We start from the raw sequence: 21,653 nt of genomic DNA on the forward strand, positions 1-21,653 counted from the left end.
GGGAGGGGGGGGGTGGGTGGTTGGGGGTGGGGGTGGTGATGGGTGTGCGCGCCCACACCCCCCCCCCCCCCCCCCCCGACCCCCAGCACCGACCAGCGGCTATGCGAATTGGCCCGGGTCCTGACCTTCAGGGTAGGTAGGGAGGCCTTCGCGGACTACGAGCACTACGTTCCCGCCCGGCGTTCCGCTGGTCGAACGCGGCGGACGGACCGTTCAGCTCCTGATGAACTCGAGCGTCCGGTACTCGTCGACCACGGTGGCGAGTTCGGCGATGCGGGCCTGCCCGGCGTCGACGAGTCGTTGCCCGGCGCGTGACCACTGCCCGAGGTCGGAGGACATCGGCGGGATCTCGGCCAGGATCTCCGCGCTTTCGGCGAGGCTGAGCCCGACGCGCTGGGCGGCGACCGCGAGCCGGATCCGGCAGATGGCGTCGATCGTGAACCGGCGTGCGTTGCCGGCGGTGCGTTCGGCGGTGATTATGCGGTAGCGCTCGTAGTAGCGGACGGCGTTGGCCGAGACCCCGGCCTTGCTCGCGACCTCGCTGACGGTCAGCCAGGCATCCGCCAGGGATTGTGTCGGCGTTGTCATGCCGCGCTCCGTACCGTGCTGGGTTCCGCTGCCGGAGTGGGCTTGGTCCGCAACCTGACCACCAGGGCGAGCACCATGACCGCGAGGATACCGACAAGAGTCAGACGATACGCGTCGACGATCTCCCCGGTGAGCGCCGAGCCCGCCGACGGATCGCTCAGCGCGGCGAGACCCCGCCCCGCGGTGGCGGCAGCGATCAGCCCCGTGAACACCGCGCTCACCACCGCCGTGCCGACGGCGCTCGCGATGGTGCTTGACAAGGGAAGGATCGCGGAACCGGACGCGAGGTCGGGGCCGTTCAGGTGCCGGCCCGCGCTCACGATGGTGGGCAACATGATCGCCCCCGTGCCCGCACCTTGGAGCACTCCCAAGATCGCCAGCACCGGGTAGGGCGTGTCCGGTGTCAGGACGAAGATGGTCAGTGCGGTCGAGATGATCGCGAGGCTCAGCCCGGTCCCGACGACGATCCGCGGGCCGAAGCGTTCCAGTACGCGGGCGGCGAACTGGATGGTGAGGCCCATCCCGATCGTGCTCGGCACCATCATCAGCGCGCTGGTCAGTGCCGAATCGCCGCGCATCACCTGAATGTAGGCGGGCATCAGCAGCATCGAACCGAAGTACGGCCCGGCGTACAGGACGAGGACCGCGGCGTTGCGCCCGAACGTCCGGTCGCGCAGGAGCCGGACGTTCAGCAGGGGTGCGTGATGACGCCACGACCTCCGGATGAACACGGTCACGAGCGCCAGTCCGGCGGCGACGATCGCCATTCGGGTTTCCAGGCCGAATGTCTCTTCGCTGAATCCGTACGCCACCGCGACGACACCGGGGACGAGCAGCAGGCCGCCGGCGAAATCGATCGGAGCGCGTTCCGCCGCCGGGGTGTCGGCGGGCACCCAGCGCAGCACGCCCGCGACGGCGAGCAGGGCGGGCGGAACGGTGATGAAGAACAGCGCCCGCCACGACACGCTGTCCAGCAGGAGTCCGCCGAGCATCGGACCGAGGATCGGACCGACCAGCAAGGGCAGACCGGTGATCGTGGTCATCCGGCTCCGGTGCTCCGCCGCCACCGCGCCGAAACCGATGGTCATCCCCAGCGGATTGATGAGGCCGCCGGCGAGACCCTGCACCGCCCGTGCGGCGATCAGCCAGCCCAGATCGCCGGCGGCGCCGGCGGCCGCGGACGTCGCCGCGAACACGAGCAGCGCGACCAGGTACACCCGGCGCGCTCCCCAGCGTTGCGCGAAGGTCGCCGCGAGCGGCATCGCGGCGACCATACCGAGCGCGTAGGCGGTCGCGATCCACTGGATCGTGGTGAGCGACGCGGAGAAGGTCGTCATGAACCGCGGCAGCGCGACCGCGACGATCGTGGTGTCGAGAACGGCCATCAACCCGCCGAGCGCGATCACCGCGGCGATACGCAGTTCTTGTCCGGTCAGGCGGTTCATGCCGCACCGGCCTGAGCCGTGACGCGTCCGGCGCGCAGGGTGCGGGCCCACCAGCCCAGTTCGGTCATCGTCGCGGCCAGCGCGCCGCGCTCGCCTTCGGTGCCCTCGTACCCGTTCGGGCCCAGGCGGGTCCACGGAGCGTTCAGCAGCACCGCGTCGCGGGTGGTGGTGGCCCGCAGTTCGGGGAAGATCAGCCGCAGTTGCTCGATCGCGCGGATACCGCCCGAACCGGCGCCGTAGCCGACGAACGCGACGGGTTTGTACGCCCATTCGGTGAAGTGCCAGTCGATCGCGTTCTTCAGCGCCGCCGGGAAACTGTGGTTGTACTCCGGGGTGACGACGAGGTAGGCGTCGGCCGCGCGCAGCCTGTCGCTGATCACCGTCTCGGTGCCGCCGGGTTGCGTTCCCTGCAAGGGGAGGTCGATGTCGGCGAGGTCGATGGGGTCGACCTCCACTCCGTCGATCGCGGCGAGTTCGGTCAGCAGCCAGGCCGTGATGGCGTCGGCGAACCGTTCGTGCCGGACGCTGCCGATGATCACGGCGAGGCGGATGGGGGAGTGGGCGGTGTTTTCTGTGGTCATGCGGAAGACGCTAAAAGCTCGTCCATAGGCGAACTCAAGCTCTTGCGGCCCTGGTCACGAACCCTGGACCTCTGGTTAAGTCGAGGTTGTAGGTGGAACTGGGTTTGACATGTAGGAAATATCCTACCTATGGTGGCGGGATGAACATCGACCGCGTCCAGTTCCTCACCATGCCGGTTGCCGATCAGGTCAGGGCTCGGGACTTCTACGTCGGCAAGCTCGGCTTCGATCTGCTCGTCGACGTCAGCGGCCCGCACGGCCCGTTCGTCATGGTCGGCCCCAAGGAGGCGGAGACCGGCATCGTCCTGGTCGACCGCGCCGTCGGCGGGCTCGACCACGAGGTGCCCGTGCGTTTCCAGCTGAGCACCGCCGACGTCGATGCCGACATCGCGGAGCTTCGTGCCCAGGGCATCGAGGTCGACGACGCGGCGGAGATGCCGTGGGGTCGCGTGACGTCGTTGAAGGATCCCGACGGCAACGCGATGGGATTGCTCGAACCGTCCGGCTACGGCAACTGGCCGCGCTAGTGCCGGTCAACGACGACGTCTTCGCCGCGCTCGCCAATCCGGCCCGCCGCGAGGTACTGGGCATCCTCCTCGACGGCCCGCGGGCGGCGGGGGAGATCGCCGAACGCTTCGACATGCGGCGGCCCAGCCTGTCGGAACACCTTCGGGTATTGCGCGAAGCCGGACTCGTCCGGGAAAAGCGGCAGGGCCGCAATCGTGTCTACTCTCTCGAGGCCGCTCCACTGCAAGAGGTCTCCGACTGGCTTTCTCCCTACGAGCGCTATTGGCGCGGCAAGCTGGGCGGCCTGCGCGATCTCCTGGACGAGGAGGAGTTCTGAACGACGAGGATCCGACGGCCATTCACGTCGATCAGTTCCTGGCGCATCCGCCGCGCAAGGTGTGGCGCGCGCTGACCGAACCGCATCTGCTGGAACGCTGGCTCCGGATGCCGAACGACATCAAACCCGTTGTGGGGCACCGGTTCGAACTACTCGCGGACCCCGTGCCCGCCGCCGGATTCGAGGGCGGGCCGGTCGCCTGCGAGGTGCTGGCCGTCGAGCCGGAACGGTTGCTGAGCATCAGCTGGGGTCCGGAGTGGACGGTCACCTGGCGGCTCGCGCCGGAAGGCCGGGGGACCAGGCTGTTCCTCAGTCACGAGGGCTTCGACCCCGACGACGAGTTCCAGCGGAGGTCACGCCGGATCATGGGCGGCGGCTGGCGCACCGGGGTCCCGAGGGCGCTGGCGCGGGTGCTGGACGAGATGCCGGACTGAAAGGAATCGAACTCGTCCTTGCCGCTCGCGGGAACCGAGTCGCCGGACAGGCTCTCGACAGCGGGTCTAGGATCCCCGCTGTGACGGACGAGAAACCGCTCCGAGCCGATGCCCGCCGTAACCGCACACGGGTGTTGGAGGCCGCGGAGCGCGTCTTCACGACCAAAGGCACCAGTGCGCCGACCGAAGAAGTCGCCCGCGAAGCAGGCGTCGGTGTCGGCACCGTGTTCCGGCACTTTCCCACGAAAGAGGCGCTTTTGGAGGCGGTGCTCTTCGCGCGCCTTCACCGCTTCGTCGACGAAGCGGAAGCCACGGTGGCCGCCGACTCACCCGAACCGGGCGCCGCGTTCTTCGCGTTCCTGACCGGTTGGATCGAAATGTCGGGTGCCAAGAACGCCTACTTCGAAGCCCTGTCCGCGGCCGGAGTCAGCATTCCGTCGGCCGGGTCGGTCATCGCCGTCCGTCTGAAGGACGCGCTCGGCGTTCTGCTCGGCCGGGCTCAGGGCACCGGCGACGTCCGCGAGGACCTCGGCGTCGACGAACTGATCCCGGTGATCATCGGAACGGCGAAGGCGGCGGAGCATGCCGGACCCGAGTTCCGGGCCCGGACGATCTGCATCCTCTTCGACGGGCTTCGGCCGCGTCAGGCGTAGGGGCCCATCGTCGGCCGCTTCGGTGCGAGTTCGTCGCCCGAGGATTCGCCACGCAGTCTGCGCTGGATCCACGGGACAGCGTGCTCCTTGCCCCATTGGAGGTTCTCGGTGCGCCGCGCCTGCGGGCTCAGCGACGGTCGCGGTCCGAGTTCGGCGGGTGTCAGCTTGTGCGGTTCGCCGAGCGCGTCGAGGACGGCGATGGCGATCTCGTTGTGTCCCAACGAGTTCAGGTGCAGTCGGTCCGGCGCCCACAGTCGCCTGTCCCGTAGTCGCCGCATTGCCCACATATCCACGAGCAGTGTTCCGTGCCGCGCGGCGATGCCGCGTACGTGCTCGTTGTAGATCGCGACCCGGCCCCGGATCCTGCGGAACAGCGCGTCTTCGACCCCGTCGACACCGGTGAAGAGGACGACCCGCGCACCCGTGGCCACGACCTTGCCGACAGCGACGTCGTAGTCGTCGATGAGGGCGTCGATGTCGACCTTCGGCCGCATCAGATCGTTGCCGCCGGCGTACAGCGTCACGAGGTCCGGGTTCAGCGCGAGCGCCGGGTCGAGCTGCTCGGCGAGGACCTGTCGGAGGAGTTTGCCGCGGATCGCGAGATTGGCGTAGCGGAAGTCCTGGTGGTTGGCCGCGAGCGTGCCCGCGACGCGGTCTGCCCAGCCGCGGACGCCGTTGGGCGACGACGGGTCCTCGTCGCCGACCCCCTCGGTGAAGGAATCCCCGAGACTGACTAAGCGCTTGCTTATCGCGTAAGGCACGAGGCTGCCCCCTTAAATGGTGATGGCATAGGAGGGATGCTACCCAGGTGGGTGCGCCGCGGTCGGGCATGGGTTTCCGAGACGAAGACGCTAGTTGACAAATCATATAGATGACTTGTCTACTAGCAGTATGGTTCTCTCCCGCCTCATCCTGGGGTTGCTCGCCCTCTCGCCCATGACCGGCTACGACCTCAAACGCCATTTCGACTCGACGGTCGGTCACTTCTGGGCGGCGGACAAAGCGCAGATCTATCGCACCCTCGCCCGGCTCGTCACCGACGGGCTCGCCGATGTCGAAAAGGTGGCCGGTTCCGGAGCGCCGGACCGGCAGGAACACCGCATCACCGCGGCGGGGCGGACGGCTCTCGCCGAGTGGCTGGCGAGCGAGCCCGAGCGTCACGTCGAGCGCGATCCGTTCCTCGGAAGGGTGTTCTTCGGCGCGGACCTCGACGATGACGCCTTCCGCTCACTCTTGACAGGACATCGCGAGGTGATCCGATCCCGGCTGGAGAGGTTCGAACGGACGCGGGCCGAGTCGCCCGCGTCTGATCGCGCGGGCAGGCTGCGACTGTCCACGTTGGACAACGGGATCGCGCATCTGCGCGTCGAACTGGCCTGGCTCGACACTGTGGAAGAGGAGCTCGCGTGACAGCGTTCCCCGAGGTGCACTTCGCCGGGACGGACGCGACGGAGCGGCCTGTGGTGCTGTTGCACGGCGGCAACGCCGCGAACTGGATGTGGGAGCCGCAAGTGTCCGCGTTCGGCGACCGGACCGTGCTCACGCCGGATCTGCCGGGTTTCGGCGAGCGGGTCGGCGAGGACTGGCCGGGACTGGACGCGGTAGCGGACGACGTCGTCGCGAGGGTGTCCGCTCACGGGGTCGCCGGTCCTTTCGATCTCGTCGGGCTTTCCCTCGGAGCCCTCACGGCGTTGCGTGTGCTGGCGCGGCATCCGGACCGGGTGAGTTCGGCGTTCCTGACCAGCGCACCACTCGTGCCCGCCGGTGCCGGGTTGCGGCTGTACTGCAAACTGCAGGGGGTCTTTCTGCGGACCCGCTGGTTCTGGCGCGCTCAAGCCTCGGTCTTCGGACTCCCCGGAGACTCACGCGCCCGGTATGTCGAGCACGGTCTTTCGGTGCGCCGGGAGACCGAGTCCGCGATGGTCGCCGAAGTGTGCGCGGGTGGAGTGCCCGCGGAAGTACGTCGCTATCGGGGGCCATTGCTCGCGATCGCGGGAGAGAAGGATTCCGCCGCGGTGCGGCGATCCCTGTCGGAAATCGCGCGAGTCGCGCCCCAGACCTGTGCCCGGCTGGCGCCGGGGATGCACCACATCTGGAATGTGGAGGACGCCGAATTGTTCAACGCTGTCCTGCGCACATGGCTCGAGGGAGCCGTTGATCCGCGTCTCGAGGGTTGACCAGGCGCTCGGTCAGGTGGAGGGCCCAGGACAGCACCTGGGCCCTCCACCGGTCGATCACGAGCAGAACACGTCGCGCTTCGGCAGCTTCCCGGACATCAGGAAGTTCGTCGTGGTGTTCAGCGCGCAGGCGTTGCCGCCGAGGACGTACACGCCGTGGCCACTGGCGTCCACGGTCACCAGCCGCGATCGGGCACCGAACTTCTCGTCGATCAGCTGCCCGCCCCACAGCGGTGTCACGGGGTCCCGCCGGTTCTGGACGACCAGCACGTTCTCCGGGCCCTTGCCCTTGACCGCCACCGGGGGTTCGGCCGGTGCGTAAGGCCAGAACGCGCACGGCACGATGTTCGCTCCGGCGGCGCCGTAGAGGGGGTACCGCTCACGGTCTTCGGCCACGCCACGCTGATAGGTGCGCACGTCCGAGGGCCAGGCGACGTCATTGCACGTCACCGCGAGGAACACCGACCACGGGTTGTCCGACGGTGACGGCGCGGCCGCGAGGGACAGGCGCTTCGCTTCGGAGGCGACGCGTTCCGCCACTGCCTTGTCGCCGTCACGGACCGACTGCCACCACTGCGCCGTTTGCCCGTACCTCGTCTTCCCGTAAAGGCCCGCGAAGGTGGCCAGCCGGAACAAACGCCCGTCGAAGCCGTTCACGGGCGTCTTGTCCAGTTTCTCGGCGAGCGCGAAGTACGTCCTGCGCACTTCGGCGGCTGTACGGCCGAGACCGTAGGACTCATGTCGTGCCGCCACCCACTTCGCGAAGTCCGGGAAGGTCTCCTCGGCGCCGAGCCCGAACCTGCGCAGCCCTTCGCGATTGAGGTGGGTATCGCCGACGTTGCTGTCGAGTACCACCCGGTCGGACTTCTCGGGGAACATCGAGGCGTACGCCGCGCCGAGCGCGGAGCCGTACGAATACCCCAGGAAGCTGGCCTTCTCCTCGCCGAGCGCGACCCGGATCCGGTCGAGGTCCCTCGCCATGTTCGCCGTCGATATGTGCCGCAGCCTGCCGTCCTTGTCGTTCGCGGCGCACTGTGCGGCCACCGCCTTCGCGATCTTCGCCTGCTGGGCGATCGCCGCTTCGTCCACCGCGTACGGCGGGATGTTGCCCAGATACTCCTGCTCGGCCGTGAATCCGCAGGTCACCGGAGTCGAGTGCCCGATCCCTCTGGTGTCCATGCCGATCACGTCGTAGCCGTCCAGGACACTCGCGGGCATGCCGTGCGAGGCGAGATCCGCGGGGAACGACAGCCCCGACCCACCCGGGCCGCCCGGGTTCAGCATGAGCACACCTCGCCGCGCCGCCGGTTTAGTGCTGGCCAGCCGCGAGATCATGACGTCGATCTGCTCGCCCTTCGGCGTCCGGTAGTCCAGCGGCACCGGCACCGTGGCGCACTGCAGCACGATGCCCGCCGGCACCCCCACGTCCTCGGGGCACGTGGCCCACGTCAGTCCTTTCGCGGGTTCGTCCGCCCCGGCGGGCGACGCGAACAGCGGCACCGTGAGGCCGAGGATCACGGCCAGTGCCGCAACCCGTTTCCGTCTCATCATCTTTCCCCGATCTCGATGTGATCACCGACTTGCGTATTCGAGTCCGTGCCCTCGGGGCATGGTCAAGGCCGCTTGACCATGCCCCTGGGGCACGGTGTCCAATGCGGGAGATGTCCTGGAGTACACGGGAGCTGGCGGAACTGGCCGGCACGACGTTGAAGACCGTCCGCTACTACCACCGGATCGGGTTGCTCGACGAGCCGGAACGAGCGCACAACGGATACAAGCGGTACCGGGTCGAGCATCTGCTCCGGTTGCTGCGGATCCGGCGGCTGGTGGAGCTGGGTGTGCCGCTGTCCGAGATCCCGACGATGGCGGAGTCGGAGGAGCGTTCGGAGCAGACGCTGCGCGCGCTGGACGAGGAACTGCGGGCGAGTATCGAACGGCAGCAGCGGATGCGCGACGAGCTGGCGTTGATCCTGCGCCGCCGCAGCCTGGTGGACCTGCCGCCGGGTTTCGACGGGAACGTCGAGGGCATGCCGGAGGAGGAGCGATCGTTGATGATGATCTTTTCGACCGTGCTGGACCCGGCCACGATGGCTTCGCTGCACGAGCTGCAACCGACGTCCCGCCCCGTCGTGCAGACGGAGTTCGACGCGCTGCCCGCGGACGCCGACGACGCGACGCGGCAGCGTGTCGCCGAGGACCTCGCGCCGCTGGCCCGCGGTCAGTACGAAGCCCAACCCGGCTTGCTGGACGCGAAGACGTGGAAGGCCCTCACCAAACCGGTCGTCCTCCACGGGGTGGTGGATCTGTACAACCAGGCCCAGCTCGACGTCCTGCAGCGCGTGAACGCCATCCTCGACCTCACCCCACCGGAAGGGATGCCCTGATCATGGTCAAGGAACTCGAGCGACGGTGGCGGCTCTCCAGGGTCAGGTCCGGGGACGGATCCGCGCTGGCCGAATATCGTCGATGGCAGCTTTTCTCCCGTTCGCTGTTCTCCCTCGAGCTCGAAGCACACGTTTACGCGGTCGACGTCCGATACCTCGCCGACGCCAAGACCCGGAAGCAGCACGAAGACGGGGCCGGGAAAAGCCCCGCCGCGCTGTACCGGGACGGCGTCCAGCTCTTCCGGTCCAACCTGCCCGCGGTGTTCCCCGTGTCGGGAGGCGTCATCGAAGTCGCCACCAGCGCGGTCGGGCTGAAGCGCATGCACTTCGTCCCCGACCACGGCGGCGAGCGAACACTGCGTCCTCACCCTCGTTCGCAGGAAGGACTGCGGGCGAGGTTCGGACGGCGGTTTCCCCGGACCAGTGCCGCGATCGGCGCGGTCTCGCTCGTGATCCTGCTGATCGCGCTCGTCGTCAGCCTGCTCCAGGGCGCGGAGGCCGTCACCAAGATCCCCGTCGTCGCCGAATACGTCGGTGCGTTCACTTCACCGGTAACGCTGCCGCAATGGGCGAAGATCACTCTCGCGGTGGCGGGATTCTTCTCCGTCCTCGAACGCGCGCTGAGGCTCCGGTACAACCGATTGATCGACTCCGTCACCTCTTGAGGTGGTAAGGGGGTTCGACGTTCCGGCGCGCGGGTAACTCGGTGAGATCAACAAGGCACCGAGCGTGAGGAGATGCCGCATGCGGCGGACGGACCTGGAGACCGTGGACGTGCTGGGTGTCGCCTTCCCCAAACCGTCGCGGGCGCTGGGGCGGGTCGCCCGGGGGCTCGCCGGGCTGGCACTTGTTCCGCTGGAGGGGATTCCCGGACGCGGACCGCGGCGGGCGGTCTGGTCGTGTCCCGGCAGGCTCTACATCGAGACGCACGGCGTGAAAGGACCGGACGGCGCTCGCGTCGCCCGGCGGGTGGAACGAGCCTTGGCGGAGATCCCCGGTGTGCGATGGGCGCAGGTGAACGCGCCGACGTCCCGAGTGGTCGTCGCGGTCGGAGAGCCGGGGCCCCGGCGCCTGGAGCTGATCCGCGCGGTCGAGCGAGCCGAGGCGGAGCCCGCCTCCGAAGCCGAGCGGGTCGAAGAGGACGAACTGCACCATCCGGCGGACGGCACCACGGCGACCCGGCTGCCGTCCACCCTCGCTGCGGACGTCGCGGGACTGATGTTGTCGGTGGCTTCGAAAGTCATGCCGTGGGCTCCGTTGCCGACGGAGGTCGCGGCACTGGCGTCACTCGTCGACCTGCACCCGCGGTCGCGTGCCTTGGCCGACCGGAAGCTGCGCGGACGGGAGAGGGCGGATTCGGCCACCTCCATCGGTGCGGCGCTGGTCCACGGTCTCGCGGCCCGTAGCGAGGGAACGGTCCTGGACATCATGGTCCGCGGCACCCAATGGCGGGAGGCCAAGGCACACCAGCGTGCCTGGTGCCAGGCCGAGTCCAGGCTGGTCGGGCAGCGCGAGCACGCCGGCGCCGACTCGGTGGTGAGTGAACGACCCTGGCCGCTTCCGGAAAGTGCCGCCGATCGTCACGCGCGGCGGTCCATCGCCGCCGGGGCCGCGGCCGCCGCGGTGACCCTGCCGTTCGTCGGGCCGAGGCGCGCCGCCGCGGTCGGGATCTCCGCGTTGCCCAAGGCCCCCGCCAACGGCGCGGCCGCCTTCTCCGCCCAGCTGGGCCAGGTTCTCGCCAGGCGCGGCGCGCTGGTGATGGACCGGTCCGTGCTGCGCAGGCTCGACCTCCTCGACACTTTCGTCATCGACACCCCGGCGCTCGGTGCGGGGGCGAACGTCCTCAGCGATCTGGTTCCCTTGCCCGGTGCCGACCCGGCGGATCTGACGGCCGCCGCTTTCGCCTTGTTCGACCCGGAGAAACCCGAGGTGGTCCGGCGGGACGGCGAGTGGACGCTCGGCCCGGTCGACGAGCTGGACGTCACCGGCGATGAGCGATTCCCCGAACGGCGGCGGATGCTGGATCAGGGCGCCCATCTGGTGCTGGGGCTGGTCCGTGACGGGCGGCCGGCTGGGTTGCTCGCCGTCGCCCAGGAGCTCTCACCCGACGTGGACGCGTTGGCTTCCGCGGCCGAGGCCGCCGGTGTGCGGGTGGTCCAGACCGACGGTGGGGTGGTGCTCGACGCCGTCCGCGAACTCCAGGCGTGCGGACGCGTGGTCATGCTGGTTTCCGATGATCGCCGGGCGCTGGGGGCGTCCGACTGCGGAGTCGGCGTGCACGAGGACGGGACCCCGCCGCCCTGGGGCGCACACGTGCTGATCGGCCGCGACGTCGGCACGGCCGTCCTGCTCGTCGAGGCGATCACCGCCGCCAAGACGGTGGTGCGTGACTCGACGGTGTTCGCGACCGCGGCCAGTGGAATCGGCGGCGTGACCGCGCTCAGCGCCCGGCGCAGGCCCGCCGCGAGCGCCCTTCGCGCGGTGAACGCCGGGGCGCTCGTGGCTTTCGGTGACGGGATCTGGCGTGCTCGCACTCTCACCGGCGCGCGGAAGACTCCTTCCTCGGGCCGCGTCGCGCCGCCGTGGCACTTGATGCCCGCGGACCTCGTGCTCGACCGGCTCGGCTCGGGTCCGCGTGGTCTGGACGAGCGCGAGGCCCGGCGGCGGGCACCGGCCGATCGTGCGGGTGGCGAAGGCAACGCCGGCACGAGCATCGCGAAGGCGTTCATGGCCGAACTCGCCAACCCGTTGACCCCGGTACTGGCCGGTGGCGCGGCGGTTTCGGCCGTGGTGGGGTCTCCGGTCGACGCCGCGCTGGTCGCCGGGATCGTCGGAGTGTCCGCGTTGATCGGCAGCGTGCAGCAGGTGCACACCGACCGCGCGCTGGCCGGGCTCTTCGAACGGTCCGCGACGGTGACCACCGTCGTGCGCGACGGCGCCGAGCGGCAGATCGTCGCCGACGCGCTGGTGCGGGGTGACGTCGTATCGCTGCGGTCCGGCGACGTCGTGCCCGCGGACTGCCGGGTGCTCGAGGCGACCGGTGCGGAACTCGACGAGTCGTCGTTGACCGGGGAGTCGCTGCCGGTGCCGAAGGCTCCGGCGCCGGTCGTGGCCGCGGAACTCGCCGAGCGGGCATCGATGCTGTACGAAGGCACCACGGTCGCCGCCGGCAAGGTGCTCGCCGTCGTCGTGGCGACCGGAGACGAGACCGAGGTCGGCCGGGGGATGGCCGCCGCACGAGGCGCCGCCCCCGAGACCGGCGTCGAAGCGCGGCTCGCGTCGCTCACCAAACAGGCCCTGCCGGTCGCGGTCGGCTCGGCGGTCGCCGTGGCGGGTGCCGGACTCATCCGTGGCGTGCCGCTGCGGCAAAGTGTCGGGGCGGCGGTGAACCTCGCGGTCGCGTCGGTGCCGGAAGGCCTGCCGTTCCTGGTGAACGCGGCGCAGCTGGCGGCCGCCCGCAGGCTCGCCGAGCACGGCGCGCTCGTCCGCAATCCGCGCACCATCGAAGCACTCGGGCGGGTCGACGTCCTCTGCTTCGACAAGACCGGCACCCTCACCGAAGGCAAGCTCAGCGTCAGCAGGATCGACGACGGCAGGACCACCGCCTCGGTGCGGCGTCTGCGGAAAAGTCAGCAGGAGGTGCTGGCCGCGGCCGTCCGCGCGACGCCTCGGGCGGAGAACCCCGAGGATCTGCCGCACCACACGGATCGAGCCGTGCTCGAAGGCGGCATCATCGCGGGCGTGGACGCCGGCGGCTGGGAGAAGACCAGCGCCGTCCCGTTCGAGCCGTCGCGAGGATTCCACGCCACCAACGGGAAGATCGGCAAGCGGTACCTGATGTGCGTCAAGGGCGCACCGGAGACCGTCCTTCCCCGGTGCACCCGGCACGGCGATCGGCCGATGGGTCCCGGAGGCCGGGAGCGGTTGGCGAAGCGGGTGGGACACCTGGCCGCCGCCGGGCACCGTGTCCTCGCCGTGGCCGAGAAGACCGTGTCCACCAAGGACCTTTCCGAGGACGACGTCGACGAACTCCGGCTGCTCGGTTTCATCGCCTTGGCGGATCCGGTGCGTGACAGTGCCGCACCGGCGGCGGACCGGTTGCGCGAGGCCGGAGTGCGCACGGTGATGATCACCGGCGATCACCCGGCCACCGGCGAGGCCGTCTCCGAGGAGATCACCGGCCGCAACGGCGACACCAAGGTGCTCACCGGCGCGAGGATCGAGGAACTCGCCGACGAAGAACTCGATCGCGAGCTCGCCGACGTGGACGTGATCGCCCGGTGCAGCCCGGCGCAGAAGGTCCGGATCATCCAGGCCTACCAGCGCGGTGGCCGCGTCGTCGCGATGACCGGTGACGGCGCGAACGACGCGCCGGCCATCCGGCTCGCCGACGTCGGGATCGCGCTCGGTCAGCGAGGCACGGCCGCGGCGAGGGCGGCCGCGGACCTCGTGGTGACCGACGACCGGCTGGAGACGATCGTCGCCGCGTTGGTGGAAGGCCGGGCGATGTGGGCGTCGGTCCGCGAGGCGCTCGGCATCCTGCTCGGCGGGAACCTGGGAGAGATCGCCTTCACCGTGCTCGGCTCGGTCGTCACCGGACGCTCACCGCTCACCGCTCGCCAGTTGCTGCTGATGAACCTCCTCACCGACCTGGCGCCCGCATTGGCGATCGCGCTGAGCAGGCCGGACGGCGAGACCGTGCCGGAACTACTGCGCGAGGGACCCAGCGCGTCACTCGGGAACGCTCTTCGGCGCGACATCACCACGCGCGCGGTGACCACGACACTCGGAGCGTCCGTCGCCTGGACTCTCGCGAGGCTGACCGGCAGGCAACGGCGGGCGAGCACGATCGCGCTCGTGTCCCTGATCGGTACCCAGCTCGGGCAGACGCTGGCAGTCGGCGGCCGGGACGGCACCGTCCTCGCCGCGGGTCTGGGCTCCGCCGTACTGCTGGCGGTACTGGTCCAGACCCCCGGGGTCAGCCAGTTCTTCGGCTGCACGCCGCTCGGGCCGGTCGGCTGGGGGATCGCACTCGGCAGCGCCGGAGCGGCGAGCGTCGGCGGGTTGCTGCTCGGACACCGAGGCGTCGAAACGTAAAGCGAATGGCCCCTTCCCTCCGTACAGCCGAGGGAAGGGGCCATCAACCGCTGACGACTCAGCGGTCCCAGCGAATGCCGATCCGCCAGTTCACCGGGTACTGCAAGGGACCGACGGTCAGGGTGTAGTAGCTGGCGGGCAGAACGCAGGATTCCGTCTTCGCCGGCGCGTGGATGTAACCACCGCCCGAGCAGTTGCCGATCGTCCACTTGAACCAGTGGTCGGGTGAGCCGGGTGCCGCGGTCGCTTCGAGATCCACGTGAATGGTCCCGCCGGGGAAAAATCCCGACGCGAGTGAGCAGCTTGTGGTCGTGTAACACTCTTTCGGCCCCGCACCGCCGGCGGCGTGGGCCGCACCGGCTCCCGCGATGGCGGTGCCCAGTACGGTTCCGGCCACGATCGCGGCCGCTCCGATCTTCTTCACTTCGACTCCCCAGTCAGGTGTTTCTTCGCCTGGTGGCGATCTCCTGAGGACCCTACTGGAACCGGACGAGTCTGTACGGGCTTTCGAAGATCGTCTTTCCGCCTAGCGGCCGCAGCGGTCCACGCGCTTCCACGGCCACTCCGAGGCGAGCACCGCGTCGAGGTCCGCCTTGTCGGCCCTTACCCAGGACCGCACCGTGACGTCCCACTCTTCGGAGGCCGTGGGATACAGGTAGGCGCAATCGAACGAGCCTGCTCGACACCCTTGACAGCTCTCAGCGTCGTTCATACGTTCATACACGAATTGTCAATTTGTATGATGCTGGGAGCTGGTCCGTATGCGACTCGGCAAGACCGCCGTCGTCCTCGGTGGCAGCGCCGCCGGCCTCTGCGCCGCGGGCGCGCTCGCCCCGTACTTCGACGAGGTGCTGGTGCTCGAACGCGACGAGCTTCCGGCCGAGGCCGAGCACCGGCGCGGAGTACCGCAGAGCAAGCATCCGCATTTCCTGCTGAACTCCGGCCGTCGTGCGATCGGCGCGCTGTTCCCCGGATTCGAGGAAGACCTCATCGCCGCCGGGGGACTGCATCTGATGCCGTCCATGGACGCCGCCTATCTCGACGGGAAGGGCTGGTCGGCGCGGAAACGCAGTGCGATGACGATGATCTACGGCTCGCGGATCCTCATCGAACGCGTGCTGCGCGACAAGGTCCGGGCCCTGTCGAACGTCGTGATCCGCGAAGACGTCGCCGTCAACGGATTGACCACCCAGGCGGGCGCCGTCACCGGGGTCGGGTTCTCCACGCGCGGCGGCGAGGAGCAAGTCGACGCCGACTTCGTGGTGGACGCGATGGGCCGCGGTTCCTCCGTCAGCGCCTGGCTGGTGACGGCGGGCTGGCCCGAACCCGAAGTGCGGACCCTCGACGCCAAGGTCACCTACACCTCGCGCTGGTACGACCTGCCTTCACCCGAGGACCGGCCGCCGTCCTGGTGGTGGCGGCATCTGGTGATCATGCCGACCCCCGACAAGGGCGCGCATCCGGCCGAGCACGAGTTCCTGGTGAACTTCTTCCCGATCGAGGACAACCGGGTCATCGCGTGCATGGGCTCGTGGGGGCTCGAGATGCCGCGCACCACCGAGGCGTTCGTCGAGTCGGCCCGCCGGGTGAGGGCGCCGTTGTTCGCGGCCGCGATGGAGCGGTCCACCCCGACGTCCGAGGTGCACCTGACCCGGTCGACCGGCAACAAGTGGCGGCGTTACGACCGGCTCCGCCCCCCGCCGGAACGCCTCGCGTTCGTCGGCGACTCGATCTGCGCTTTCAACCCGTTCTACGCCCAAGGCATCAGCTCCGCCGCCGGTTCGGCGCTGCTGCTGCGCGAGCACCTCGCGCGCGCCGAACGTCTCGATGCGCGGTTCTCCGTAGCCTTCCTTGCTGCACAACGAAAGCTGCTCGACGTGCCGTGGAGCCTGGCGATGGCGAGGGACCAGGGGTACGCCTGCGCGGTCGGCACCGAAAAAGCGGGTGAGTGGAAGCGTCGTCTGCTCTCGGCGGTGTCCGGCCCGGCGTTCAGGCTCATCGTCGGCGCCGCTCGCGAGGACGACGTGGTCGACGAGCACTTCGCGAAGGTCTTCAACCTCGACGAGTCCTTGAAGGACATGATGACGAACCCGCGCGTGCTCGCGGGGCTCGTGCGCCACCGGATCCAAGCCGCGCTCGGGCGGCATCGGGTTCCCTTCGACTTCGACGCCCGGGCCGAACCACCGGCCACGGACTACTCGCCGGGCGGCGCCACCGAACCCGCCGTCTCCCGATGAACGCCGTATGCGGGCCGGACGCGGAAGCCGTCACCCGCGGACTCGGCTTCGACTGCCACGACGTTTCCCCCTGGCTGTCGATCCGCCCACCGTGGGCGGCGGCGCACTGGACGATGCCGCTGCTGGAACTGCTCGTCCTCGGCGGAGCCGTATTCGCACTGGTGCACGCCGTCCGCCGCCACCGTCAGGGTGATTCGACCAACCTGGCGCTGTGGTGCGCTTCGCTGGTCTACCTCTTCGTCATCGAACCGCCGCTGTACTTCCCGGAATGGTTCGGGATCGAGCGGCAGTACGGATTCATCTTCGCCCACAACCGGTTCACCGTTCAGTTCATGTGGGATCGGCTGCCGCTGTACATCGTCGCGTTCTACCCGATGATCAGCCAGCTCGCCTACGAACTCGTCCGCTCGCTCGGGATCTTCCGCGCCCGAGGCGCGCTGATCGGATCGGTGGCTGTCGCCTTCGCCTGTCAGGTGTTCTACGAGGTCTTCGATCACCTCGGCCCGCAACTGACGTGGTGGGCATGGAACGGGAACAACCGGATCGTCAATCACCCCGCGCTGGATTCGGTGCCGATGAACAGCATGCTGCTCTTCGCCTCCGTTTCGATGGGCGCCATGACCTATCTGGTGGTGTGGCTGGCTGGCGGTTCCCGACGTGGGTGGCCGCTCGTGGCGCGCATCGTCGTGGCCGGTGTCCTCACGCCGCCGAGCATGGCGATCGCCGGGATCCCGTCCAGCGTCTTCAGCGGGAACGTGACCGCGCAGGCTTGGGTGCTCGGCGTGGAGCTGGCGCTGCTGTGGCTCGCGGGCATCTGGATCTTCGCCCGGTACCGAGGTCACGGCGGACCCTTGGCCGCCTTCACCCGGTTCTATCCCGCCGTCTACCTGGGCGGGATGGCCGTGTTCTGGCTCGGCGCCTTGCCGGGTTACCTGTCCGCGGAGAACGGAGTCACCGAAGACGGCACCCCGGTCGGGAACGGCTTGTACACACTGGCCTGCTTCGTGGCCGCCGGTCTGCTGCTGGCCGCGCTGTACCGCGTGCGCCGCGGGGCACCTGCCACCGTCTGAAATCCTCCGTTCGGGGAAGATGGGCCGCATGGGGCACCACGGATGGCGGGGCAACCCGCCCGGAACCGAGCGCGAGGCTCGCCGCCGGATCGTCGACGCGGCGACGGCCTGCATCGACCGCGTCGGTCTCGCCAAGACCAGCCTCTCCGACGTCGCCGCCGAAGCGGGCGTGACCCGGCAGACCGTCTACCGCTACTTCCCGAGCCTCGCCGACATCCTCAGCGCGGTCGCGCTGGACCGGGTCGAGGAGTTCGCCGGGCGGATGGAACGGCATCTGGCCTCGTTCGGCAGCGCCGCCGAGGTCGCCGTGGAATCCGTGGTGTTCGGCGTCCGCGCGGTGCCCGACGAGCCGTACCTGGGGCTGCTCTTGAAAGCGGGAGAGGCCGACGTCTTCACCGTCGCGGTCACTTCTTCGCAGTCCTTCTCGCTCGGCGCGCGGATCCTCCGGAACGTGCCCGTCGACTGGGCCACGGTGGGTGTCGAGACCGACGATGACTTCGAGGGGCTCGCCGAAGTGCTGATGCGGATGTTCCTCTCGTTCCTGCAGTACCCCTCCACGCCGGCCCACACCGACGAGCAACTGCGCACTCTCGTTCGCCGGTGGATCGGCCCCGCACTGACCGCGCGGCCGTGGGGCGATGGTGTCGCGTAGGCCACTTTCGGGACGTCAGGCGTCGCGAAAGTGGCTTACGCGACGGTGAAGGTGCGAAAGTGGCTTCGCAACCTGCCACCTGTGCCTTCCCCCGCGAATACTCACCGGCAATAGCCCGGCGACGTCGGACAGCGTCCGCGGGTGGCAGCGGTCGGGAATCGAGGCCTTGCTCGTCTCGGCCCAGTCCTCGGTGGCGGCATGAACCGCGGGCGTTACCTCGGCCGGACGCCCGCGAGGACGGCGTCCAGGCTCGGAAGCCAGCGCTGCCGGGGATCCGGTGCCGAGAGCCATTCCGAGTGGGCTTCGGCGCGGCCGGAGTCGGCGGGCAGGGGGAGCAGCGCACCCCAGGCGAGCACCTCGACGTGCGGTGGCAGGAAGATCCGAGGCGGGATCAGCCCGTCGGACTCGGCGAGGATGGCCACACGCGGGCCCTGCTGGGTCAGCACCGCCATGGCGGGGCCCCCACAGCCGGTTTCGGCGAGCCGGGCGAGGACCTGGGCGCCGTTGATCTTGGGCAGGGTCACCGCGCAGATCCCGTTCTCCAGCACCAGGAACGGCTGCGTACCACGCCACTTCAACGACCAGCCGAAGAGCCGGCTGTAGAAGGCGTCGCCCCGCGGGCGGATCGAATCCACTGACGAGCGGGACTCGATCGGAAGCACTTGCTGGTCCAGCGACATCGTCGGCGCCTTCCGGACGGTAGGGGGACACGTGGCCCAGGGATCATTGTCAGCCTAACGGCACTCAGTGCCACTAGCAAGTGGCTGCTACCGTCCGGCTATGACCGATTCGCCGCGCCGAGCGCCGGTGACCAGGGCCGGGGCGACCCCCGCGGGCCGTCGCCGGCTGCGCCGCGCGCTCGCCGCCGCGGCCGTGGACCTGTTCGTGGCCAAGGGCTACGAGGCCACCACGGTGGACGAGATCGCGGCCGCCGCGGGGGTGGGCCGCCGGACGTTCTTCCGGTACTTCGACGCCAAGGACGACGTGCTCTTCGCCAATCACGACGAGATCGTGGCCGAGATGGAGGAGACCTTCGCCGCCGCGGATCCCGGCCGTGACCCGGTGGAGGTGGCCTGCGCCGCCGTCGGCCTGGTCCTCGACTCCTACGCCGCGGAACTCGACGTGTCGCTCAAACGGTTCACCCTGACGCGGACGGTGCCTTCGTTGCGGGACAAGGAGGTCGCGACCGTCGACCGCTACCAGCGGGTGCTCGCCCGCTACCTGCGGGCGCGGTTCACGGAACAGGGCGACGAGACGGCGAGCCTGCGGGCGGCCGTGGCCGCGGCGGCGATCGCGGCCGCCAACAACCATGTGCTCCGGCGCTGGCTGCGCAGTGGCGGGCAGGACGACATCGCGGCCAGCGCGGCGGAGGCCTTCGCGCTGGTCATCGACGCGTTCAAGGTCCAGGACGCCGAGGCCGAAACCACGGTGGTGGCCGTGCTGACCACGGCGACACCGCTGCACGCCGTCATCGCCAAGGTGAACGCCGCCTTGAACGATTCGTAGCCCGGTCTGGCACTCAGTGCCAGGATTCGATCCGAAGGTAGGGTGACGCCTGATGCTCACCCGACAGCGCCTGCGGGCGTGGTGGGATGCCCTGCGCTACACGGCATTCGCCGGAACCGACGCCCCGCCGAAGCGCTCGGCGGGGTTGCGCTGGCTGCGCGGACTGGCGATCGTCGGATGCGGACTTTGGGCGGGTTTCATCACGTTTTCGACCATCTCGGTATCGCCTCCAGCGAAGGCGTTCAACGTGCTCATCACCGTGCTGCCCTGCCTGCTCGCGGTGCGTTCGCCGCTGTGGGGGTGGCGCACGCTGATCGTCGGCATCGTGAGCACCCCGCTGACCTTGCCCGGCATCGCCGCCTCGTGGGGCTGGCCGTGGGCCCCGGGCCTCGCGCTCACGGCGGCGCTCGTCTTCTACCTGGTGGGGGAGAGCAACGATCAGGCGGAACTGACCTGGGCGGGGCTCATCTCGTTCGGTGCCGCCACGCCCTTCCTGGGTGATTGGCGGGACGCGGCGCTGCTCGTGCTGCTGGGCGGGATCGCGTTCTTCCTCGGCAACACGGTCCGGCAGCGCAGGCTCGCCGAAGAAGAACGCGCGGCGCAACAGGAACGCAGGCTCGCCGAGGAGACTCGGGCGGCCCTGCTGGAAGAACGTGCCGGGATCGCGCGGGAGCTGCATGACGTGGTCGCGCACCATATGTCCGTCCTCGCGGTACGCGCGGACTCGGCGCGGTTCCGGTTCGCCGATCCGGCCAAGGCCGACCGCGAGGCCGAGATCTGGCAGGAGTTCGCCGACCTCGCCGGAACCGCCCGTGAAGGCCTGACCGAGCTGCGCAGGCTGCTCGGCGTGCTTCGGTCCGAAGACCACGCTCTGCCGACTTCGCCGCAGCCGGGGCTCGGCAAGGTGGTCGAACTCGTGGAAGGGGTGAAGGCCGCCGGCACCGCGTGCGAACTCCACCTGCGGGGTGATCTCGACGCCGTCCCGGTCGGGGTCGCGTTGTCGGTGTTCCGGATCGTGCAGGAAGCACTCAGCAACGCGATCCAGCACGCTCCCGGGGCGTCGATCTCCGTCGAACTCACCGCCGGGCCGGGCTCCGTCCGGCTGCTCATCGAGAACGGGCCCGGTGACGGTCCGAAAAGGACGGAACAGGCCGGCAGCGGACACGGTCTGGTCGGCATGCGGGAGCGGGCGGCTATGCTCGCGGCTGATCTTGAGGCAGTGGAGCGGCCGGACGGCGGTTTCCGCGTCGCGCTGACCGTTCCACTCGATCGTGAGGGGCATCCGCAACCGTGATCTCGGTGGTCATCGCCGACGACCAGACCATGGTCAGGCAGAGTTTCCGCGCCGTGCTCGACGCGCAGCCCGACATGCGGGTGGTGGGGGAGGCCGCGGACGGGACCACCGCCGTCGCACTGTGCGCCGAACTCGAACCGGACGTCGTGCTGATGGACGTGCGCATGCCCGAACTCGACGGGATCGAGGCGACCCGGCGGATCGTGGCGGGGCGGCAAGCGGTCCGCGTGCTGATCCTCACCACCTTCGACATCGACGAATACGTGTTCGGTGGGCTGCGGGCGGGCGCCAGCGGCTTCCTGCTGAAGGACTCCCCGCTGGAGGACCTGGTCACCGCGGTCAGGGTGGTGTCCGCCGGCAACGCGTTGTTCGCGCCGACGATCACCAGGCGATTGATCGGTGAGTTCACCCGCACCCATGCTTCGGCGCACTCGGGTCACTCCCTCGTGACCGAGCTGACCGCGCGTGAGACCGAAGTGCTCCGGCTGATCGCCCGCGGCCTCTCCAACACGGAGATCGCCGAAGCGCTGGTGATCGCGGAACAGACGGCGAAATCCCATGTCAGCAGGGTTTTCGCCAAGCTCGGGGTACGTGATCGCGCGCAAGCGGTCATGGTCGCGTACGAGGCGGGGCTCGTCGTTCCGGGAGCCACGCCCTGATACCGGGGTAGGGGTACACGTGAAAGCGGGTA

General features: G+C 69.4%; 22 protein-coding genes. 15 read left to right on the forward strand and 7 right to left on the reverse strand.

Annotation, left to right across the window (positions count from 1 at the left end; genetic code table 11):
• Positions 1-213 precede the first annotated feature (213 nt).
• Genes ACZ6DT_RS14760 through ACZ6DT_RS14770 form a run of 3 tightly spaced genes read right to left on the reverse strand, consistent with a single transcriptional unit; the run spans position 214 to position 2,614 of the window.
• A complete protein-coding gene (locus ACZ6DT_RS14760) occupies positions 214-588 on the reverse strand; it encodes a MerR family transcriptional regulator (protein WP_465594126.1) in 375 nt (124 codons plus the stop codon).
• Positions 585-2,033: a DHA2 family efflux MFS transporter permease subunit gene (locus tag ACZ6DT_RS14765; RefSeq protein WP_465594129.1), complete on the reverse strand. Its 1,449-nt coding sequence runs from the start codon at positions 2,031-2,033 to the stop codon at positions 585-587. Before ACZ6DT_RS14765 ends, ACZ6DT_RS14760 begins: the two co-directional genes overlap by 4 nt.
• Complete coding sequence (locus ACZ6DT_RS14770; protein ID WP_465594132.1) at positions 2,030-2,614, reverse strand: NADPH-dependent FMN reductase; 585 nt, start codon at positions 2,612-2,614, stop codon at positions 2,030-2,032. Before ACZ6DT_RS14770 ends, ACZ6DT_RS14765 begins: the two co-directional genes overlap by 4 nt.
• Before the next feature lie 140 nt (positions 2,615-2,754).
• Here ACZ6DT_RS14770 and ACZ6DT_RS14775 point away from each other — a divergent pair, with 140 nt between their 5' ends.
• The 4 genes from ACZ6DT_RS14775 (at position 2,755) to ACZ6DT_RS14790 (ending at position 4,545) form a co-directional block, all read left to right on the forward strand.
• Positions 2,755-3,141, forward strand: coding sequence for a VOC family protein (locus ACZ6DT_RS14775; RefSeq protein ID WP_465594135.1), 387 nt, complete (start codon positions 2,755-2,757; stop codon positions 3,139-3,141).
• The gene (locus tag ACZ6DT_RS14780) at positions 3,141-3,458 is read left to right on the forward strand and encodes a metalloregulator ArsR/SmtB family transcription factor (RefSeq protein ID WP_465594138.1); all 318 of its coding nucleotides are present in this window, start codon (positions 3,141-3,143) and stop codon (positions 3,456-3,458) included. Before ACZ6DT_RS14775 ends, ACZ6DT_RS14780 begins: the two co-directional genes overlap by 1 nt.
• The gene (locus ACZ6DT_RS14785) at positions 3,404-3,892 is read left to right on the forward strand and encodes an SRPBCC family protein (RefSeq protein WP_465594141.1); all 489 of its coding nucleotides are present in this window, start codon (positions 3,404-3,406) and stop codon (positions 3,890-3,892) included. Before ACZ6DT_RS14780 ends, ACZ6DT_RS14785 begins: the two co-directional genes overlap by 55 nt.
• 80 nt (positions 3,893-3,972) lie before the next feature.
• Positions 3,973-4,545 (forward strand): TetR/AcrR family transcriptional regulator, encoded by a 573-nt coding sequence (locus ACZ6DT_RS14790; RefSeq protein WP_465594144.1) that lies wholly within the window; start codon positions 3,973-3,975, stop codon positions 4,543-4,545.
• On the opposite strand, the gene ACZ6DT_RS14795 is transcribed toward ACZ6DT_RS14790, so the two are convergent.
• Positions 4,536-5,294, reverse strand: coding sequence for an SGNH/GDSL hydrolase family protein (locus ACZ6DT_RS14795; RefSeq protein WP_465594865.1), 759 nt, complete (start codon positions 5,292-5,294; stop codon positions 4,536-4,538). The two genes, ACZ6DT_RS14790 and ACZ6DT_RS14795, sit on opposite strands and share 10 nt — an antisense overlap.
• Before the next feature lie 142 nt (positions 5,295-5,436).
• Between ACZ6DT_RS14795 and ACZ6DT_RS14800 the strand changes: the two genes are divergently transcribed.
• Positions 5,437-5,955 carry a PadR family transcriptional regulator gene (locus ACZ6DT_RS14800; protein WP_465594147.1) on the forward strand — a complete coding sequence of 173 codons (519 nt, stop codon included), beginning with the start codon at positions 5,437-5,439 and terminating at the stop codon, positions 5,953-5,955.
• A complete protein-coding gene (locus ACZ6DT_RS14805; RefSeq protein WP_465594150.1) occupies positions 5,952-6,722 on the forward strand; it encodes an alpha/beta fold hydrolase in 771 nt (256 codons plus the stop codon). Before ACZ6DT_RS14800 ends, ACZ6DT_RS14805 begins: the two co-directional genes overlap by 4 nt.
• 57 nt (positions 6,723-6,779) lie before the next feature.
• Here the strand turns inward: ACZ6DT_RS14805 and ACZ6DT_RS14810 are convergent, their stop codons facing one another.
• Positions 6,780-8,270 carry an alpha/beta hydrolase gene (locus ACZ6DT_RS14810; protein ID WP_465594153.1) on the reverse strand — a complete coding sequence of 497 codons (1,491 nt, stop codon included), beginning with the start codon at positions 8,268-8,270 and terminating at the stop codon, positions 6,780-6,782.
• 113 nt (positions 8,271-8,383) lie between these two features.
• Here ACZ6DT_RS14810 and ACZ6DT_RS14815 point away from each other — a divergent pair, with 113 nt between their 5' ends.
• From ACZ6DT_RS14815 to ACZ6DT_RS14825, 3 genes are all read left to right on the forward strand, one after another.
• Positions 8,384-9,106: a helix-turn-helix domain-containing protein gene (locus tag ACZ6DT_RS14815; RefSeq protein WP_465594156.1), complete on the forward strand. Its 723-nt coding sequence runs from the start codon at positions 8,384-8,386 to the stop codon at positions 9,104-9,106.
• Between the two features lie 2 nt (positions 9,107-9,108).
• Entirely contained in the window at positions 9,109-9,771 is a 663-nt protein-coding gene (locus ACZ6DT_RS14820) for a hypothetical protein (RefSeq protein ID WP_465594159.1), read from the forward strand.
• Between the two features lie 79 nt (positions 9,772-9,850).
• On the forward strand, positions 9,851-14,203 hold the full coding sequence (locus ACZ6DT_RS14825) for an HAD-IC family P-type ATPase (protein ID WP_465594162.1): 4,353 nt from the start codon (positions 9,851-9,853) through the stop codon (positions 14,201-14,203).
• A gap of 58 nt (positions 14,204-14,261) precedes the next feature.
• Here ACZ6DT_RS14825 and ACZ6DT_RS14830 read toward each other — a convergent pair whose 3' ends face one another.
• Positions 14,262-14,627, reverse strand: a complete 366-nt coding sequence (locus ACZ6DT_RS14830; protein ID WP_465594165.1) for a hypothetical protein — start codon at positions 14,625-14,627, stop codon at positions 14,262-14,264.
• Positions 14,628-14,964: 337 nt separating this feature from the next.
• Here ACZ6DT_RS14830 and ACZ6DT_RS14835 point away from each other — a divergent pair, with 337 nt between their 5' ends.
• Genes ACZ6DT_RS14835 through ACZ6DT_RS14845 form a run of 3 tightly spaced genes read left to right on the forward strand, consistent with a single transcriptional unit; the run spans position 14,965 to position 18,162 of the window.
• Positions 14,965-16,440: an FAD-dependent oxidoreductase gene (locus ACZ6DT_RS14835; protein WP_465594168.1), complete on the forward strand. Its 1,476-nt coding sequence runs from the start codon at positions 14,965-14,967 to the stop codon at positions 16,438-16,440.
• Positions 16,437-17,510, forward strand: coding sequence for a hypothetical protein (locus ACZ6DT_RS14840; protein ID WP_465594171.1), 1,074 nt, complete (start codon positions 16,437-16,439; stop codon positions 17,508-17,510). Before ACZ6DT_RS14835 ends, ACZ6DT_RS14840 begins: the two co-directional genes overlap by 4 nt.
• A 28-nt stretch (positions 17,511-17,538) precedes the next feature.
• On the forward strand, positions 17,539-18,162 hold the full coding sequence (locus ACZ6DT_RS14845) for a TetR/AcrR family transcriptional regulator (RefSeq protein ID WP_465594174.1): 624 nt from the start codon (positions 17,539-17,541) through the stop codon (positions 18,160-18,162).
• Positions 18,163-18,374: 212 nt separating this feature from the next.
• Here ACZ6DT_RS14845 and ACZ6DT_RS14850 read toward each other — a convergent pair whose 3' ends face one another.
• Complete coding sequence (locus tag ACZ6DT_RS14850; protein ID WP_465594177.1) at positions 18,375-18,842, reverse strand: glycogen operon protein GlgX; 468 nt, start codon at positions 18,840-18,842, stop codon at positions 18,375-18,377.
• Between the two features lie 100 nt (positions 18,843-18,942).
• On the opposite strand from ACZ6DT_RS14850, the gene ACZ6DT_RS14855 reads away from it, so the two are divergent.
• The 3 genes from ACZ6DT_RS14855 to ACZ6DT_RS14865 are packed head-to-tail and all read left to right on the forward strand — an operon-like array spanning position 18,943 to position 21,621.
• Complete coding sequence (locus ACZ6DT_RS14855; protein ID WP_465594180.1) at positions 18,943-19,668, forward strand: TetR family transcriptional regulator; 726 nt, start codon at positions 18,943-18,945, stop codon at positions 19,666-19,668.
• 52 nt (positions 19,669-19,720) lie between these two features.
• On the forward strand, positions 19,721-20,962 hold the full coding sequence (locus ACZ6DT_RS14860; RefSeq protein ID WP_465594183.1) for a sensor histidine kinase: 1,242 nt from the start codon (positions 19,721-19,723) through the stop codon (positions 20,960-20,962).
• Positions 20,959-21,621, forward strand: coding sequence for a response regulator (locus ACZ6DT_RS14865; RefSeq protein WP_465594186.1), 663 nt, complete (start codon positions 20,959-20,961; stop codon positions 21,619-21,621). Before ACZ6DT_RS14860 ends, ACZ6DT_RS14865 begins: the two co-directional genes overlap by 4 nt.
• The last annotated feature ends 32 nt before the right edge of the window (positions 21,622-21,653 follow it).

It is taken from the genome of Amycolatopsis sp. NPDC041971, from assembly GCF_055588925.1.